This is a genomic window from Mesorhizobium sp. 10J20-29 (assembly GCF_054130485.1).
Window position 1 is genome coordinate 1,089,557 of the sequence record NZ_CP199156.1, and the last position, 17,567, is coordinate 1,107,123.

General features: G+C 61.4%; 8 protein-coding genes. 6 read left to right on the forward strand and 2 right to left on the reverse strand.

The features are described 5' to 3' along the window. Positions 1–211 precede the first annotated feature (211 nt). From ACT2BZ_RS05300 to ACT2BZ_RS05310, 3 genes are all read left to right on the forward strand, one after another. The gene (locus ACT2BZ_RS05300; protein ID WP_457939805.1) at positions 212–856 is read left to right on the forward strand and encodes a TetR/AcrR family transcriptional regulator; all 645 of its coding nucleotides are present in this window, start codon (positions 212–214) and stop codon (positions 854–856) included. 13 nt (positions 857–869) lie between these two features. Then, a complete protein-coding gene (locus tag ACT2BZ_RS05305; RefSeq protein WP_457939806.1) occupies positions 870–1,646 on the forward strand; it encodes a VOC family protein in 777 nt (258 codons plus the stop codon). A gap of 992 nt (positions 1,647–2,638) precedes the next feature. Continuing rightward, positions 2,639–7,177, forward strand: a complete 4,539-nt coding sequence (locus tag ACT2BZ_RS05310; protein WP_457939807.1) for a hypothetical protein — start codon at positions 2,639–2,641, stop codon at positions 7,175–7,177. Positions 7,178–7,452: 275 nt separating this feature from the next. Here the strand turns inward: ACT2BZ_RS05310 and ACT2BZ_RS05315 are convergent, their stop codons facing one another. Then, positions 7,453–8,328, reverse strand: coding sequence for a thermonuclease family protein (locus tag ACT2BZ_RS05315; RefSeq protein ID WP_457939808.1), 876 nt, complete (start codon positions 8,326–8,328; stop codon positions 7,453–7,455). Positions 8,329–8,462: 134 nt separating this feature from the next. Here ACT2BZ_RS05315 and ACT2BZ_RS05320 point away from each other — a divergent pair, with 134 nt between their 5' ends. Next, on the forward strand, positions 8,463–9,674 hold the full coding sequence (locus ACT2BZ_RS05320; protein WP_457939809.1) for a tyrosine-type recombinase/integrase: 1,212 nt from the start codon (positions 8,463–8,465) through the stop codon (positions 9,672–9,674). A 306-nt stretch (positions 9,675–9,980) separates the two neighbouring features. On the opposite strand, the gene ACT2BZ_RS05325 is transcribed toward ACT2BZ_RS05320, so the two are convergent. After that, complete coding sequence (locus ACT2BZ_RS05325) at positions 9,981–11,282, reverse strand: hypothetical protein (RefSeq protein WP_457939810.1); 1,302 nt, start codon at positions 11,280–11,282, stop codon at positions 9,981–9,983. A gap of 314 nt (positions 11,283–11,596) precedes the next feature. Between ACT2BZ_RS05325 and ACT2BZ_RS05330 the strand changes: the two genes are divergently transcribed. Both ACT2BZ_RS05330 and ACT2BZ_RS05335 read left to right on the forward strand, forming a co-directional pair. After that, entirely contained in the window at positions 11,597–11,851 is a 255-nt protein-coding gene (locus ACT2BZ_RS05330) for a hypothetical protein (protein ID WP_457939811.1), read from the forward strand. A 583-nt stretch (positions 11,852–12,434) separates the two neighbouring features. Then, on the forward strand, positions 12,435–17,393 hold the full coding sequence (locus ACT2BZ_RS05335) for an ATP-binding protein (protein WP_457939812.1): 4,959 nt from the start codon (positions 12,435–12,437) through the stop codon (positions 17,391–17,393). Positions 17,394–17,567: the final 174 nt, after the last annotated feature.

Genomic DNA, 17,567 nt, shown 5'->3' on the forward strand with positions numbered 1-17,567 from the left:
CAAAGGCAGCGCACCTAGTTTTGAAGATCCGGAATCTCCTCTTTCTGCATTGGCGCAAGAGCCGTTCCCGCCTCGACTGACGCTCCCGCCTCGGAGCGTCTGTCCAACCGTCTGTCGTCTCGAGCATGTTGCTGTAGGGCTTGGGGCGCCCTATGGGCGGGGTGGTGGATCCTCAAGTTGACATATACCAACTAACCGGTATGTATGTCGTATGCCAAGGCCAACCAAACAGAGCCCTGAACGCGGCGATGCCCGAACACGCCTTCTGGAGGCCGCGCGGGATGTCATCCGCAAGAAAGGATTCACCGCGACAACCGTCGACGACCTATGCAAAGCGGCCGGCGTGACCAAGGGAGCCTACTTCCATCATTTCGACACCAAGGAGGCTCTTGGCGTCGCTGCGGCGGACTTCTGGGCCGAGACGACCTCGGCGTTCTTCGCCGGCGCGCCCTATCATGCGCCGGACGACCCGCTCGATCGGGTGCTCGCCTATCTCGATTTCCGCAAGGCGATTATCGAAGGTGATCCGGCCGAGTTTACTTGTCTCGTTGGGACTATGACGCAGGAGACGTATGAAACTTCTCCAGCAATCCGCGACGCCTGTGCCTCAAGTATTTTCAGCCACGTCGCAACGCTGGAGCCCGATATTGAGGGCGCGATGCGGGATCGCGGCATGACCAAGGTCGGCTGGACAGCGGGGAGCCTTGCCCGCCAAACACAGGCGGTACTGCAAGGCGCCTTCATCCTGGCGAAGGCGAGCTGTGATCGCGAAATCGCACGCGAAAGTATTGATCACCTCAAACGCTATATCGAGCTGCTGTTCGACCAAGGTCGAGACCAGCAAGCAAACCGTTAGAGAGGAGAGAACCATGACCAATCGCGAAGGGACACCCATCTGGTATGAATTGATCACGAATGCCCCTGATGCAGCACAGGAGTTCTATGCCAGCGTCATGGGTTGGACGTTCGAGACAATGCCAGGCGGTCTGGGTCGAGACTATCGGATCGCCTCCACCGGTGATGCAGCCGTGGCAGGCTTGATGCATACGCCAGATCAAGCAACGGGCATGCCTAACATGTGGTTCACTTATATTGGGGTAGACAATGTTGACGCCTCGGCCACAAAGGTGAAATCGCTTGGCGGCGCTGTAGATATAGAGCCGACGGACATTCCTGGGGTCGGTCGTTTCGCCTTCTGCCGAGACCCGCTAGGCGCGATGTTTTATGTCATGCGTGGGAATAGCGACGAAGACAGCAAGGCGTTTTCGTCGACGAAAGCTGGCCACTGCAGCTGGAACGAGCTCATCACGACAGACCAGAAAGCGGCACTCAGTTTCTACAGCGAGCTTTTCGGCTGGGAACATGGCGGCGCGATGCCGATGGGCGACATGGGCGACTATACGTTCATCAACCACAATGGCATCATGATCGGCGCCATGATGGACGCGCCCGAAAAGGATGCCAAGCCATACTGGAACTTCGCGCTTCAGGTCTCCGATATCGATGCGGCCAAGGCCGCGGTGGAACACGGCGGCGGTACGGTGCGCATGGGTCCGATGGAACTGCCCAATGATAGCGGCTGGCTGATCCAGACCGACGATGCACTGGGTGCAAAGATCATGTTCACGGGCCGACGGAAAGGGTGAACGCGAAGGCTGACAAACTTGGTAGTCACGCCTCGATTCTTGGACTGACTATCGGTTTTTGGCGGCAATAGATTTGACGGTACTGGATCAGCGATTCATGCAGAGGGCGCCCGAAGCCCGATGGCTTGAACAGAACCAGCATTTCTGTTTCGCCCTGATGAGCTTCGCTGTTTGGTCTCGCCCCTCTATTTCCATCAGCCAATCGGCGGCGAAGCCGATCATCTCGCGTAGCAGACCGGCATTCGCGACGATTCTACCGAGTTCTTCATGTCAGCGGTTATCGGCGTTCCTTCCTGAGGTGACGCGGCCTCGACATCTAGACCCTAACGAGGCGCCGACGACCAGCGCGACGAGCTACACTACTTCCGGGGACGGCACCGAATCGGCCGCACCGCCTGTTGTCCCGTCTGTCCCCGCAGCTATGCAGGACACAACGGCGCAAACCGGCCAGACCACGGTGACGCTCTCTCCGCCATCGTCCCAAACGCAGTCTGTCGGTAAGTGATTGTAAACGCGGTGCAATACCGTGTGTCATCGCTGTTTGGCGGACAGGCTTGGCGGCTTTCAGGCGATGTTGGCGGACAGATGTTTGCCTAAAGCCCGGAACGCTGCGGGTTACGGGTTTCCGCTGCACAGTCTGTCGTACCGTCTGTTGTCGGGGCGGTGTTTGTCATTGGGCAGACTCTGGAACGGCGGCATCTTGCATCATGCCGCCGTTTGCTAAAATACGCCAACGGAAGCTGGCTTCTTCTGGAGACGAACTTCATATTGGACGTTCAGCTTAGTATGTGCGCGATCCAAAACCCGCAATTCGCATGGGTTGTGTATGGACGGTCCAAATATGGGCCCCGACGTTGCAAAGCGGATGTTCACCTTGCAATACCAGTCCGATCATTTGCGTGTCTTTCCGGCAAGGACCGAAGATTGCCAGATGCGCGCTTTATTGCTGTCAGGTTCATGTTATGCGGAAGCATGGAAGACCTCGCCAATCCTTGGAAACTCGGCCGTCGGAGTTCATCGACCTCGGCCGTACGTTGCGCGACATTCCGGTCGGCGAAAACCTAACGGACGAACTCGACCTGCAGCAGCGCATAAGTTCGGGCGCCTCGAAAACCTGGACGGAACTCTGCTCGGAGATGCGAGTCGTTGTGCTGGCGGAAGCGGGCGCCGGGAAAACCTGGGAGATTCGCAATCTCACCCAGCGTCTCCGCCATGATGGAAAGGTGGCATTCTTTGTCCGCCTGGAGCTCTTGGTGGACAATTTCGATCTGGCGTTCGAGCCCGGAATATACCCTGAGTTTCAGGCATGGCTGGCAGGGCAAGACGAGGCGTGGTTTCTCCTCGACTCTGTGGACGAGGCGCGCTTACGCCACCCCGGTGACTTCGTAGTCGCGATCAAGAGGATTGCCGCCGCACTGGGCGCGGCGAGCGCTCGCGCCCACATCGTACTGACCGGCCGCATCAGCGCGTGGCGTCCTGCGACCGACCTGGCTCTATGCCACGAGCAGCTGCCACATCCATCGCCTCGGATCAACAAACGGGTCGAAGAGGAAGCCGACGAGTCCGCTGAATCCGCCATAGAGATCGTAAGCGACCGGGGCAGGACGGGCGGCGCCACGCATGGATACCGTCTAGTCGCTCTTGATGACCTCAATGACGACCAGATCGGTCGCTTCATCGCCGCTCGAGGCGTGACGGAGCCTGCCGCGTTCATGAATGCGGTCGAACGTGCTGATGCCAAGGGGCTTGTCGGGCGACCACAGGATCTCGACGAGTTGGTAGATTTCTGGCGCGACAAGCAACGGATCGGCTCGAGGTGGGAACTTCTGACCGACAGCATCGAGCGTCGGCTCGCCGAGCGCGATCAGAACCGGGCCGATGCTCAGCCGCTGTCATCTGCGCGAGCTCTCTTGGGAGCGCAAACCTTGGCCGCGGCCGTCACTACGGTTGGCGTGCCAGTCATCAGGGTGCCTGATGGCGACGACGGCGCTGACGGCCTCGCTGCGACGGCCGTGCTGCCGCGGTGGACGCCAGCAGAGATCGGTGTGCTTCTGCAGCGCCCGATTTTTGACGGCGCCATTTATGGGACGGTCCGGTTCCACCACCGGTCAGTTCGTGAATTCCTCGCTGCTCAATGGTTCGCCAACCGGCTCGCGCACGCGCCCTCGCGCCTCGGCATTGAACAGCTCTTCTTCCGCCGCCAATATGGGATCGAGGTGCTCTCTTCGATCCTCCGCCCAGTTCTGCCCTGGCTGGTGCTAATGGACGAGGGCATACGCCGACGAGTCCTCGACCTTACACCCGAGGTGATCTTCGAAGGCGGTGATCCTAGCCGACTGCCGCTGGAGGATCAGAAGCGGATCCTGACCGACGTCTGCGACCAGCTTGCAAGGCACACCTCCCTCCGAACGGTGCAGGATTTCGCTGCGGTGCAGCGTTTCGCCAACAAGGACATCGCGGACGAGATCAAAGTTTTACTTCAACGCTATGGGGACGATGAGCAGGTCGCGCCGTTCCTACTCAGAATGGTTTGGCTCGGACAGCTTCGGGAGCTTGCTCCCGAAGTCATCAGACTGGCAGGGGATCCCAGAAACGCAGGTTATCGTCGGATCACGGCGATGCGGGCACTGAACGCCATCGGAACCGCGGCCGAGATTGACGCAGTACGCCAGGCCGTCCTAACGGACCCCGGCGATCTCGATAGGCGGCTGCTGTCAGAGATGATCTCTAGCCTGCCAGGAACACCTAACGACACCAGCTGGTTGCTGGACGCGATCAGGCGAGCAGTGCCAAAGCGTAAGCATGAGGTTGATCACCTGTCACATGAGATAGCCGCTTACGTGGAGCGGAGTGCGGTCATCGATCCGGCTCTGCTTGTTGGATTTGAGTCGCTGCTAGCTACCGCACCAATGCTCAGCGGCCTGAACAACGATGTCTCGCAGCGCTTCGAGTGGGTGCTCAAGGCAGCCTCGCGGTCGGTGGAGCGTCTGATCCGAGAGCGTGACCCGATCGTGCTCACGCCCGCGGTACACAACATCATCCGCCGTATAAGCACGGCACGCAGTTACCAGAGCAATGTCCTCTCCGACGAGAAGGAGGTCCTGGCAGAGCTCGTCCCGGCGTGGCCGGAGCTGAATCGGGCGCAGTTCTGGCACGACGTGGACCAGTTTCGGGCTCGATTGGTCGCAAAGGGTAATGGACGGCTGGTCGACTGGTGGCGGCCGGCAAACTATGGTGCGGCTTGGAAGTTCGTCGCCGACGATTTCGGCTACGTGGTCGAGGCCGTAGGCCAAAGACCGTTACTAGACGACAAACATGTCGCGCTTTCACTGGCATTCCACCTCTACCAGGGCAATGATCGCCCGCGGCCATGGCTGGCGGCGATGAAACGCATGGCGGCAGACGGTCAGCTGGCAGAACGGCTGCATGCCCTGCTTCATCCAGCTCCCGATCCCGAGATGAGGACGCTGAAGGCACAGCAACGTCGGTGGAAACGTCGCGACAAGGAACGTCAGGCAGCTGAGGCGAAAGAGCTGAAAGCATCACGCGACAATCTGACAGCGCATCTTCCGATGCTGCGAGCTGAGCTCAGCGCTCACCCGGAGAAAGCCGGCCAACTCAACGCAATCAGGTATCTGTTCGATCGCACCCGGAATGACCAGCATCAAAACCATTGGTCGAGCTACGACTGGCGCGTACTGATCGCCGACTTCGGCGAGGAGTTGGCGGAGCTATTTCGGGACGCTGCCCGGAATTTCTGGCGCCTCAACCGGCCGGTCCTTAGATCCGAAGGAGCGCCGGCCAATGAAACTGCGTTCGCCACGATCCTGGGACTTGCCGGCCTTGATATCGAGACGCGGGAAACGCCATTGATCCTCGAAACCCTGACGCCGAATGAAGTCGAGATCGCATCCCGGCACGCGGTGTCTGAGCTCAATGGCTTTCCGGCGTGGTTTCCGGCGCTTTACGAGTACCATCACACGGCTGTCGCAACCTTCCTCTTTACCCAGATCGAGTGGGAGCTGTCTGGAATGGCCGCCGAGAACCGGGGTTCCGATGTCCTGAGCGACGTGTGCTGGTCGGGCCAATGGTCCTGGAACGAGATCGGCCCCATGCTGCTCGCGCTACTCGGAAAACGAGAGCCGATTGACGGCGGCGCCTTGGGCAAGGCGCTTAGGATCGTTCGGGGGGCCAACGGCCCTGACGCGGCAATGGCAGAACTGGCACGATCCAAATGCCAAATTGTGACGGACATACCCCGACTTGGACAGTGGTTCGCGGTGTGGGTGGGCACCGAGCCCGAGGCGGCAATCCCGGCTGCTTCGGAGCGTCTCACTTCGTTGGAGGCGACGGTAGCGACCGAGCTCGCGATGCACATGGCAGTCGCTCTGTTGGGCGGGGATCATTACGATGGGCCAGTGGCAAGGTCCGCCTTTCTTCATCCCCGGCCGTTGCGCCTACTGTACGAACTCTTGCACCAGTATATTCGGCGTACGGAGGACATTCACCGGGCTGGTTCGGGCGTCTATAGCCCGGGACTGCGGGACCATGCCCAAGATGCCCGCGACAGCATCTTAATCCGCTTGCGTGACCAGCCCGGCAAGGAAGCGCTGCTGGCGCTACGCGACCTTGTGACCGGGCAGCCTGGTCGCGAATGGCTATCCGGAATGGTCCGCGGTAAGGCTGAGCAAGAAGGCGATATCGAGCCGTTCAAACCGCATGAGCTTGTCTATCTCGGCGAGCACTTCGAACGTCGCCCCGGGAGTGCCCGCCAGCTTGGAGACACCGCGCGGCTGCGCCTGCACCAATTGAAGGAAGCGGCCGAGGCCCGCCGATCGCTCGATCCTAGCGTGCGTGACATTGCCGATCCGGTAGCGGTTCGCGATCTGGTGCAAGGTCGGCTGGTTGAACAGTCCGACAATGCCTACGCCGTCACCGCGTCGAACGGACCGCCGCCGGCGCTTCTGTTGACGGGTATTGGCCATGCGGCGACGCAACCAATGATTGCGGTCACCTCAGAAGAAGCACTTGACGCCACCTGGATTGACGCACTCGACGCGGCAAACAGCTCACGACGCGGTGTTCTTGGCGTTGTCCATATGGCCCGGTCGAAGCGTTGGCGCTTACCGTGGTCGCGGCAGCCGACTCTGGAGAAAGCTGTTGCGGCCGCCAAGGCGCAATGGCAAGCGCGGGAGGGCGAGGTCCCAACGCTGGATGACGTCGAGGTTATCGGCATCGACCTGACAGCGATTCCGCTCGCTGCAGGCAAGAAGGGGCTGGCGGACCACTTCTTCGAAACGTTGCGCTGGTTCTGGCGCACGACGCCGCAGAAGGTGGGGGCCTGGATGATCGCGGCGGCCGTTGCTGCGCTCACAGGCATTGTGCCGGCACTTCTCGACGCCGCGTCGGAAAAATATCTCGACCTCCAGCTCAACCTCCAGGAAGCCGCCCCGTGGGTCGGCTGGGTCCTGTTGGTCCTCGGCCTGGCGATTTTCTTTATCGGCATCGCCAATGAGCGCAATGATCGGTAGCCATGCCGATCATCAATCGGTCCCGCATTCACCCATTCGTCTGACAAGGTAGGAGCGGCGAAAAGGTAAAGCTGCAAGCCCGTCTGCTACCGCTCTGGGAAAGGACGACCAGATGCCAACCTAGTAGGTCTTTCCAGTATGTCGTTGGCTTGATGTTCTCATGCGCGTCGGCCCCTGAACGGCAGTTCTCCAGATTCGCTGCCCAGAACGCCGCCGTTCCGCTACCCACCCCAAAACACGCGTTCCGGCCAGCAGTAAACGAGAGAGTTTGAACACTACCCACACCACGGCTTCGGCGTCGGCGGACAGCGAGTGGAGCCACACACGAACCGCACCGCCAGGCCCTCCGAAACAAGCGTGTCACCGACGTCACGGCCGTCAACGCTCAGAACGCCGCAGCTGCGGCCATAATTGCAAGCATCCGTTCCTTCGGTGCCAGGCTTGCAGGCGCATCGAATCCGCTCAAGACTGAGCCTGCCCTTTGAGACCAGTTGGCGTAGCCGTGCTTTGGCCTTCAGGCCGAGAGCGCGCTCCGCCGAGCATCCAGGCTGGATTGTCTCTGGCGTGTTGAAGCCAACCAAACGCGTCCCCTTGCGCTCGCCATTCACCCGGATGGTGTCACCGTCGATGATGGTGAAGTCGCTTCTTGTGATATTGGACCGCTCGAACTTAGACGATTTTACCGACTGCGTAGGTGTCGAGATGAGGCTGCTGACATCAAGCGATGGCGCTTTGTCGACGAGGGCCGAGACGACAGCCAGAACGGCAATGATTTTTAGCGAAATAAGCCAGCTTCTCGTCCTGTAGCCAAACCGCCGTCTGCGGTAGGTTTTGCGGTAGCCTGAACGAGGTACGGGCCGCGGTCGCGGACTGGCAAAGACCAGATTAACCGACCGTGCGGGGATGTCGCGAAGGGATTCTGGCGGCGCTACAATCTCCACGAGCTTCGCAAGTTGCTTGTCGCTGAGGCGCACGTTAACGCCGAACTGTTCGATGCGGCCTTTGAGGTCGGTCAGGAAGTTGGTCTGCCATGAGTCGAGCCTGCCGCTGGCGAGTGCGCCGTTGATCCTCGTCTTGAGCTGTTCGAGCTCCGCAGTCGTGTAAGCCACCAGATCAAGCCCCTCATCCGAAGTATCTGGCACTCCGGCCATGATCGTTCCGTCGGCATTGTCTCCGATCCACCTTGCCAAATACTAACCGGAACAATCTCTTCACTGCCGCTGGACTATCCCCACAGAGCACGCAATGTTCCGCGTCCGAGCAACCTGTTCACGGGGTAACAATCATGGCCCGAAAGCGCGCCATGTCAGCAAGGGAGGTGGATGCAATCCGCAAGGTCGGAATGACCTGCGTATCCGACAACCTCTATCTGCAGATCCGCGACCAGGGCACGAAGAGCTGGCTGTTCCGCTATTGGGTGGAAGGAAAGCCGAAGGTGATCGGCCTGGGCGCCGCTAAGGACGTCACGCTGGCAGAAGCCCGCGACAAGGCCGAACGACTGCGCATTGCGATCAGGGACGGCGCTGACCCCGCAGATGAGAAGAAGGCCAGACGTACGGCCCTTACAGCCGAACGTGCGGCTGCAACAGGAGCGACTGGTGCAGTCCCAACATTCGAGCACTGCGCCCGTGAGTACATGCGCTCCCATGAAGCATCATGGCAGAATGACAAGCATCGGGCTCAGTGGCCATCAACGCTGAAGGCTTATGTCTATCCGGTCATCGGAAAGAAACCGGTGGACCAAATCGGCATCGATGACATCCTTGCCATCCTGAAACCGATCTGGACCACGAAGGCTCCGACGGCCGGCAACGTCCGCGGCAGGCTGGACAAGATTTTGGGCTGGGCGACGGCAATGGGCTATCGCACAGGCGACAATCCGGCTTCCCGAGACGGACCGCTCCAACATCTGCTGCCGTCGATCGGCAAGATGAAGCGTGAAAAGAAGCACCACGCCGCTGTCCCCTACAAGGAAGTCCCGGCAGTAGTGGCAGAACTTCAGAAGCTCGGTTCGACAAGCGCTACTGCTCTGATTTTCACGATCCTGACTGCAGCTCGCACCGGCGAGGCGCTCGGTGCCACATGGAACGAGATCGAGCTGGGTGCAAAACTCTGGACGATTCCCGCATCTCGCATGAAGGCCGGCGCCGAACACCAGGTGCCGCTGTCCGATGAAGTCATAGCCTTGTTGAAGGCATTACCACGAGACGAAACCAACCCGCATCTCTTTCGTGGACGGCGGGCCAAGACATTGTCGAACATGGCCATGCTTCAATGCCTTCGCGGTATTCGTGGCGACGCTGCCACGGTGCATGGTTTTCGTGCATCGTTCTCGACATGGGCACGGGAGCAGACCGACTTCAATCACGAGATCGTTGAGGCAGCTCTTGCCCATACGCAGTCCAACGCCGTTATCGCGGCGTATGCCCGAACGACTTATCTCGACCGGCGGCGGGAGCTGCTGGCGGATTGGGCGACGTTTTGCGAGGGCTCTTGATGCCCATGGATGGGCACGAAGCTGCAATTGCATCGCACTGCAGCCCTAATCGCTTCCACCGCGGGGTATCCGCGGCCTCAAAATAGCGATGTGCTATTGTGGCGCCGGTCGCGGACAGTCTGCTTTGAGAACCGCTGGGGGTAAGCTGCCGTTCAAATTCACATTAGCTGGACACAGTTTGCCCCAATCGGCTTTCGTCCCCTTTTTGCGATCGTTCTTGTCACCTTCAAGAGGTGGCGCCGAGTTAGACGGATGCCGTACGCAATCCGCATGACTGCTTCGACGAACGCGTCTTGAGAGTGAGCGTCACAGTCTGTCCTCGCGCTTCTCGATTGTCCGTTCGTGCAGCAGATCGAAGATGCACCCCTGCTGGACCTGCCAGGTGCCTTCATCAGTTGGCATGGCGATGTCACCATTGGCCGTATGACGGAATGCCAGAATCAGGAAGTTGCCGCCAACACTTCCTTTCATACTCTGACCGAGCATTCGAACGTGCGCTTCCGCCCGTACGACAGTTGTCTGAAACACCGAGGAGATCTCGAACTCAGCGAGTTCCACATGTTCCGCATCTGCTCGCATACGCCCTGCGAGATGCCCATGCTTCTGCTGTGTAATGTTGACGGCCCGCTTTGCCATGAGGCCAAAATTCCCGGTCTGCCAGCCAGTAAGGAATTCCCGGACCGCAAACGGGGGTTCGTCCTCGGCCAAGTCCTCGGCGAACGGCCCCTCCCACCGGCGAGGCGCGAACGCTTCGATAGACGCCCGGTCGGCGCGGTTCTTCTGCATCGATGTGGTAATGTCGCCCCAGTGTGTGGATCGTCGCGCTTGGTCTTTCGTCCGTCGCGCCTCCTCGTCCCGCTTGTCTGCCGCCCAATCGACCAATGCGATCATCAACATCCAAGCCTTCCCGCAGACTGTACGATTCGCGTATCCTAGGGACCGACCGTGAAGGATGCCGTGCCGAAGCGGCACAGATAGCGCATCGTCGCTCGTCTTTCGCACTCCCTTCTTAATTCTCTCGATCGCCGCTGGGAGCGAAGAGGGGTGGGCCACCATCGAGTCGAACAAACTCAGGTCCGCATTCTTTTCGAACGGAGAGGTACCCAGCAAATCGGACGCAAAACCATCGCAGGCAATCAGGACCAGCGGTACTGCGGACCAGTAGCGGCGTTCTTCGGTCAGCGCGAGTGCCTCGCGCAGCTGATGCCATCGACCGTGGACATCGCCGAAAGACTTGCTCCGTGTGATCGCGAAGAGGTTGATGGTCTGTGGGTCTAGTACCCAGTTAACTAGGACCTCTTCCCCCGAATCCGTGTCACCCTCTCTGTGCTTCTCCAACGCAGCACGCATCGCGTCTACTGACATGGATGAGGTCGCGAACCAGCCGCGTTCTGCGAATACCGCGTTAAAGCGATCGGGAAGATCGAGGATCTCGGATTGGGCAAGAAGCTGATCTGCACTGTCTATAAAATGCTTCGCCTTTGCTCCACCAAAACCCGTACTGAGGGCTAGCTTCGCTAGAAAACGCGCCGCTCGTGCGGCAGGGAGCGCGGCCGAGAGTTCCTGCTTGGATGGCAGGTCAGCAATTCGGTTGTCCTTCTTCGCCATCTCGCCGCAGCTTGCGCTTCCAACTTGTCGGTGTGTCGCGCAGCATAAACGTCCGTCAGAAAAGTAACAACGACGGAGGTCCGTCCACAGCCGGTCGCCAACAATGCGCAGGCCATGAAGGATGCTCGCGACCGTCACGCCGCTATCGAGCAATCTGATCGTAGTCGATCGCGACGATCAGCCGGCGAAAATGCTGGCTTGGCTCTACGGTTCGCCAGCTACGATTTCGCTGCAGGCGTAAGCGTCGAGTGAAGCGATGGCGTTCGTCGCGGGCGCGCTCGCTGCGCTGCCTGAGCCCTACCGGGTGTATTTGGATGAGCCGCATCCTGGCGGCACAATCCGAAGACGTCGCGCGCCAATTGGTCGGGCTCGGGCCCAAGTTGGCGATGGTCCTCGACGGGGGCGATCCCGGGCAGAGCGTGGCATTCCTTGCGGTGATGGGCGAGCCTAACCCGGCATTCGACGCCAAGCCCGAGGATCTGCAAGATCGATCGCGAGCCGCCCAAGGTCGCATCCTCCGATTTGCGGCACGGGCCTGGCGAAGAGACGCGCGACGACGGGTCGATTGACGGTGCCGAGCTGGAAAATTGGACCAAGCCGGCGCGCAAGCCGTGCGCCGAGGCCGACCTCGCCGATATCGGGGACTCGCGCATCGGATAGATTCTGTAGGCACCGCCGCTCGTCGCGGGCGAGGTCTGGCCGCCCGAGCCGATCCGCGAGGTGATCGAGTTGTGTCGCAGCCGCGAACTCGAAGGTGGCCTTGCGGTCGGCGTCTCGAACCGTCGCAGCGTGACTGTCCGGCTGACGTCCGATGGCAGCAACCAGGAGCGCGATCTCGCGCTGCGCTATCGCGCCGAGGCGCTCGCCTGCGCTCTCACGTGGCCGCGTACCCGCGCGGTGCTTGAACGGATCGCGGAGCTACGACGCGCATGCCAAGTGGGAGGACAAGCATGCCGAGCAAAGAGACTGGACCTAGCCAATGCTACAGTGAGAGAGTTTGCGCCTTAGAAGTTCCCCTTGAGATCGAGCGGTTTCTTTGATTGCGTGCAGATGCTCGTACGGTTAACGAACAGCGGGTTTTTAAGATCATCGAAGAGAATCTTGACGACTGAGACTAGGACGAAAAACTGCCTGCACAATCGCGGACGTGCGATGAAGCAGTCGATTATTGTTTTGAGGGACAATCAACTGTCTAGTAAAACGCCACCGACATCTAAAATGAACGCGGGTGGACGGGCAACCGAAGCCGGAATGGACTTCCAGGCCGAGGTCGGCACTTGGCTTGCCGCTCATCTGCTGGCGCGGATACCCGTCGGTGGACGTTTCGGTCTCGCCAACACCGCCTTGCCGGTTTCGATCCAGCTCGAAACCGGCGACGGGCTCGACGATATCCGCCTCCAACAAGACGACGCCAGCCGTATTGACTTGCAGAGCAAAACCAGCGCAGGGCTGGCCACCAGTCTCATGAGCCCGCTCGGCAAGACCATTAGCCAGCTCGTTCGCGTAATGATCGACGCCCGCGCCGCCGGCGTCGCGGTCGATCCGGCGAAAGCGCGCGCCGTGCTGGCGGTCACCGCCAACGCGCCGCGTACGCTGGACTTACTGGAGCACGGGTGCCGAGCATTCGATCTTGGCGGCAGCTGGGCACCCACCAAGGCCGGGCGGTCCTCAGCCGAGCGCGACGCACTTGATCTCTTCGAGACCCATGTGCGAAGCGCATGGGCGACGCATCCGTCCACGCCGCCGACCGACGACGAACTCGCGACAGCGGCACGGCTGTTCCGCATCGTACGCTTCTCGATGAACGAGGGCGAGGACAATTGGCGCGAAGCCTCGCGGCTGCTCGGCGCGCGGCTTTATGGTGCCGAAGCAGCCGGCGACGCGCCCTTGCGCGAATTGAAGGGCATCATCCGCGCGATGATCGGCAGCGGCGCGGTCGCCAATCGCGTCGGCTTGCTGCGCGAGCTTCGCCGGCTTGGCCAAACTGACGTCGGCGCAGCGGACTATACCGGAGATCTGGAACGTCTGTCGATCGCGACCGAGGCCGAGCTTGGGCGCCTAGTGGGACACACGCGCCTGCCGATTGCCGACGGCATTCCTATCGCGCGGACCAGCGATGGGCGACTTGGCGCGGCGGTCGATACTGGCTCGCTGATCGTTATCGGTGAGCCCGGCGCCGGCAAGACAGGTGCACTGGTAGCGCTGGGGGAAGCGCGCCGAACGGAGGGAGACACAGTGGTGTTTCTCTCGGTGGATCGCTTTCCAGGCGTCGCTATCGCCGCCGACCTCCAATCCGAGCTGGGATTGGCTCATCCATTGACCGAGGTTCTGGCCGCAGCGCCCGGCTCAAGACGCAAGCTGCTTATTATTGATGCGCTGGACGCTGCACGTGGCGGTCCGGCGGAAGGCGTATTCGCCCAGTTAATCGAGGCGCTCGGTGCGGTGGCGCCGGACTGGACTGTTGTTGCCTCGATCCGCACATTCGATCTTCGCAACGGTCGGCGGTTCCGCGATGCGATGTCCGGCACTCCCCCCGACTCGTTTTATGCGGTGGCGGGCTTGGGCAATGTCCGGCATTTCCAAGTGCCGCGGCTGGCGGACGATGATCTCGACGCTGCCGGGATAGTAGCCTCCGAAGTTGGCGCGCTGCTTGCCGCGGCGCCCAGGAAGCTGCGCGACCTTCTGCGCAACGTCTTCAACCTCTCGCTCGCCGCGCAATTGCTCGCCGATGGCGCGAGCCCAGACAGCATCCGCACCGTCGCCACCCAGTCCGACCTGATCGACGCATCTGAAGATCGCCGGCTCACTGACACTGCCCTGCATCAGGCGACGGCAATGACAGTGGGCGCGATGGTGACCCGGCGCAGGCTCGCGGTACGCAAGATCGTGGTCGGACATAGTCAGCTTGACGCAGTGATTCAGACTGGCGTTCTGACGGAATCCGGCGATCTTGTCAGCTTTGCTCATCATGTTCTGTTCGACCATGTCGCCGGTCGTTTCTTCCTGGAATGGGATGACCCGGTCCGACTGATTGGCCAGATCGGCGGCGACAGCTCGATTGCGCTGATGCTGGCGCCGGCGCTGCGCTTCGCGATTGAGCGGCTATGGCGCCAGGACACCGACGGCAAGGCGCAGGTCTGGCAGCTCGTCGCCGATATCTACGCTGACCCGGCGGTCGATCCAGTGCTTGCCAATGTCGCGCTGCGCACCGCGATGGAGCGCGTTGCAACGTCCGCCGACGTCGCGGGCTTGGTCGCATTGATTGCAGCCCGCCCGAATGAGGAAGCGCTGGCGACAATGCTTTCGCGACTGGCCCGCTTTGTCGGGCTTGCGGTCGACACAGCCGGCAGCGTTGTGGCGAGCGAGGCGGTCGCTTGGGCACGGGTCGCCAATGCAGCGATCGCAACCGGTTCGCGCGACCTTTCGGACGCGACGCGGTTTCTGCTCCACACACTATTCGACAAGGGTGACCTTGCTGAGGCGGAGCTGCTCGATGTCTTCGGCCGCGCGGCACGGGCGCTGCTCGCCTTTGCCTGGGCCGCCGAGCCGCCCATGCAGCAGACCGCGACCAGTGCCATTCGCTTCGTTGGCAAGAGCTTCGCGTCCGATCCCGCGGCATCCCGCGCCCTGCTCGACCGCATGCTGCACGATCCGCATTTCTCGGCCCATGCCGACAAGGAAGCAACCTGGCTTTCCGAGCAAATCCTGCCGATCGCGCGGGCCGACGCCGAATTCACGATTGATATCTATAGAGTGCTCTACTCGCGCGACATCACTGACAATAGCACCTCGCTCATGGGTGGTGGGCGGATCATGCCTCTCACATCCAGCCGCAGCCAGGATTACCGTCATTGCCGTTACGAATTGGGCCGTCGGGTCACGCGCATCCTTGAGTTGTCGGCGCGACTTGGGACGCGTGCGATAGTAGAAGCATCGCTCGGCGACACCGATCGCGCGATGACCTCGGGGGAAGTTCGCAAACAGGTTGTCGTGCCGGGCCGTGCGCCTTTCGACCTGATCGGCCGCGATCGTGAATACAAAGCCTGGGACGACACGGAGGCTCGCAACGGCACGCAGGACGACGATGTGCTCGCCCAACTGGTCGCGCATCTGCGCGCCTGCCCGCCCGCCGCCTTCGCCGAGACCGTCGATGCCGCCGCGACCGACTATGCCGGCCCGGCGGTGTGGACGCGGATCGTGGGGATCGGCACCGAACGCGTCGGCGAGGTTGCCGACGTGCTATGGCCGTTCGCGCGCAATATAACGATCCTGGCGCATCGCGATATCGTCCGCGACGCCGTGCGCTTTCTCGCCGCCGTTTATCCGTCGCGCCCTCTTGAAGATCGGGCGGCGTTCGAGGCCGATGCACTGCGGCCTGATCTCTTTGCCGACGAGGCCGAGCAGCGCTGGTGGCGCCACACGCTCAGCCGCTTCCTCTCGCTGGTCGAGGTGGACGCAATCGCCACCGAGCCGATGCGGGCGCTGCGCGTGGAACTGGCCGCGGCGGACGCGCTGGCCGGAAATCCGCCGACGCGCTCGGGGTCGATCACCTGGGGATCGTCGCGTGGGATCACCCGCAGCCTGCTCGCCGGAGAAGGTGTCGATACCGAGAAGGGCGTGGACGCTCAGATGCTTTCGCAGTCCGAAGCGCTTTACGAGCTGGTGCAGGCGACGCCCTCGACCAGTGGCGCGGCCGCGCATGGCGCCTTGTGGACGGCAACGCTCGCGACGATCGGCATGTACGACGCCAATGCGGCCGCGCTTCACGAAAAGGTCGAGCAGCCCGTCTGGGGGCATATAAGCAATGCCGTCGAGCGCATCGTTGACGCCGACGCTTATGTACCCGGCACCGAGGGCCTGCCGACGCTCGATGAGTTGCTGGGCATTCTCGAGCGCTTGTGGGCCAGCCGCTTTCCCGAACCCAGGCAGAAGGACGAGGATTCAAGCTTGAGCTGGGGCAATTGGGAAGTCCGCGTCTATGCCGCCCAGACCTATGTCGAACTCGCCCGGCGCTTCGGCGAAACGCATAACGAATTTGTCGGCAAGTTCGATGTGATGCTCGCCGATCCCGCGCCCCAGGTTCGCCTCCAAGCCGCGCAACGCTTGTTAGTGCTTTGGCATGTCGCACGGGGAAAGATGTGGGACCTCGCCGAGCAGGTCGCGCGTGACGAGCCGCACACCGAAGTGCTGGCGTCTTTCCTCCACTATGTCGTGCCGCGCGTCACCTGGCAGGACGTCGAGAAGTGCAAGGCGATCATCGAGATCGTCCGCGCCCGCTGCGAGGCAGTCGAGCGCGCCGACAAGTTCGGTCGCGACAAGGTCGTCGAACAGCTCGGCAGCCTGACCGCGCAGCTCTGGTGTTGGCAGAAAGAGGCCATCGCGCTCGAATGGCTCAAGGCCAGGGTCGGTGACCCCGCCGCGCACCGCGAGTTCCTCACCTCCTTCCTGTCGATGCTGCGCGGCGCCTTCTTCGCCCGCTATGCGAGCGGCGAGGAGCATGATGCCGGGCTTGCCGATCGCTCGCAGCAAGCCGCTATGATCATCCTGGAGGCGTGCTCGGCGGCCTCGGAAGCCAGCCATGCCGCGGTAACGAGCGGGACCGTCGAGGGCGCCGAGTGCGATGCCGCCATCGCGACCTACAAGGCGGCGGAATCGGTTATCGGTCACCTCATGAATCAGCTCTATTTCGGCTCGGGCGCATATGCCAACAAACGCGAGACGAAGGTCGGCCTCACGTCCAACCAAGATATGAGCCGGTTCCTCGTCGATTATCGCCCGATGCTTCGCGTCCTGACGGCTTCGCACGAACCGTCGACGCACCATCATCTAGTCGAACTCTACGAGTTCCTGATCCCCGGCGACCCAGCCGGCGTGTTTGACGCACTCCACACGCTGCTAACCGGCCCGGCCGCGAGGGAAGGCTATCATCTCGAAAGCCTCGCCGCTCCGGTCATTGTGCGGATGGTCACCCGCTACATCGCCGACCATCGCTCGATTTTTGAGGATAGCACGCGCCGTTTCGCGCTCGTCGAAATACTTCGCCTGTTCTCTGATGTGGGCTGGCCGGACGCATTGAAGCTGCTCTATGAACTTCCCGACCTGCTTCGCTGACGACGATACCACGCTGACGTTGACCTGCTGGACCTTGCCAGGGCGTATTTCCAGCGAGCGGCTGCCGTCGGGAGACAGGTTGGAATTCCAGCGACGCTGCCGCGCGTCTGTGCGGGCGACAAGGGCAACTCGGAACTCGAAGATCGGCTGGGGCAGTATTTTCCGGTCTGTCGC

Bases quoted from the DNA above. Each gene is read 5' to 3' on its own strand.
- ACT2BZ_RS05315 (WP_457939808.1), bottom strand. From the start codon at position 8,328: ATGGCCGGAGTGCCAGATACTTCGGATGAGGGGCTTGATCTGGTGGCT.
- ACT2BZ_RS05335 (WP_457939812.1), top strand. From the start codon at position 12,435: ATGAAGCAGTCGATTATTGTTTTGAGGGACAATCAACTGTCTAGTAAA.
- ACT2BZ_RS05305 (WP_457939806.1), top strand. From the start codon at position 870: ATGACCAATCGCGAAGGGACACCCATCTGGTATGAATTGATCACGAAT.
- ACT2BZ_RS05330 (WP_457939811.1), top strand. From the start codon at position 11,597: ATGAGCCGCATCCTGGCGGCACAATCCGAAGACGTCGCGCGCCAATTG.
- ACT2BZ_RS05325 (WP_457939810.1), bottom strand. From the start codon at position 11,282: ATGGCGAAGAAGGACAACCGAATTGCTGACCTGCCATCCAAGCAGGAA.
- ACT2BZ_RS05300 (WP_457939805.1), top strand. From the start codon at position 212: ATGCCAAGGCCAACCAAACAGAGCCCTGAACGCGGCGATGCCCGAACA.
- ACT2BZ_RS05320 (WP_457939809.1), top strand. From the start codon at position 8,463: ATGGCCCGAAAGCGCGCCATGTCAGCAAGGGAGGTGGATGCAATCCGC.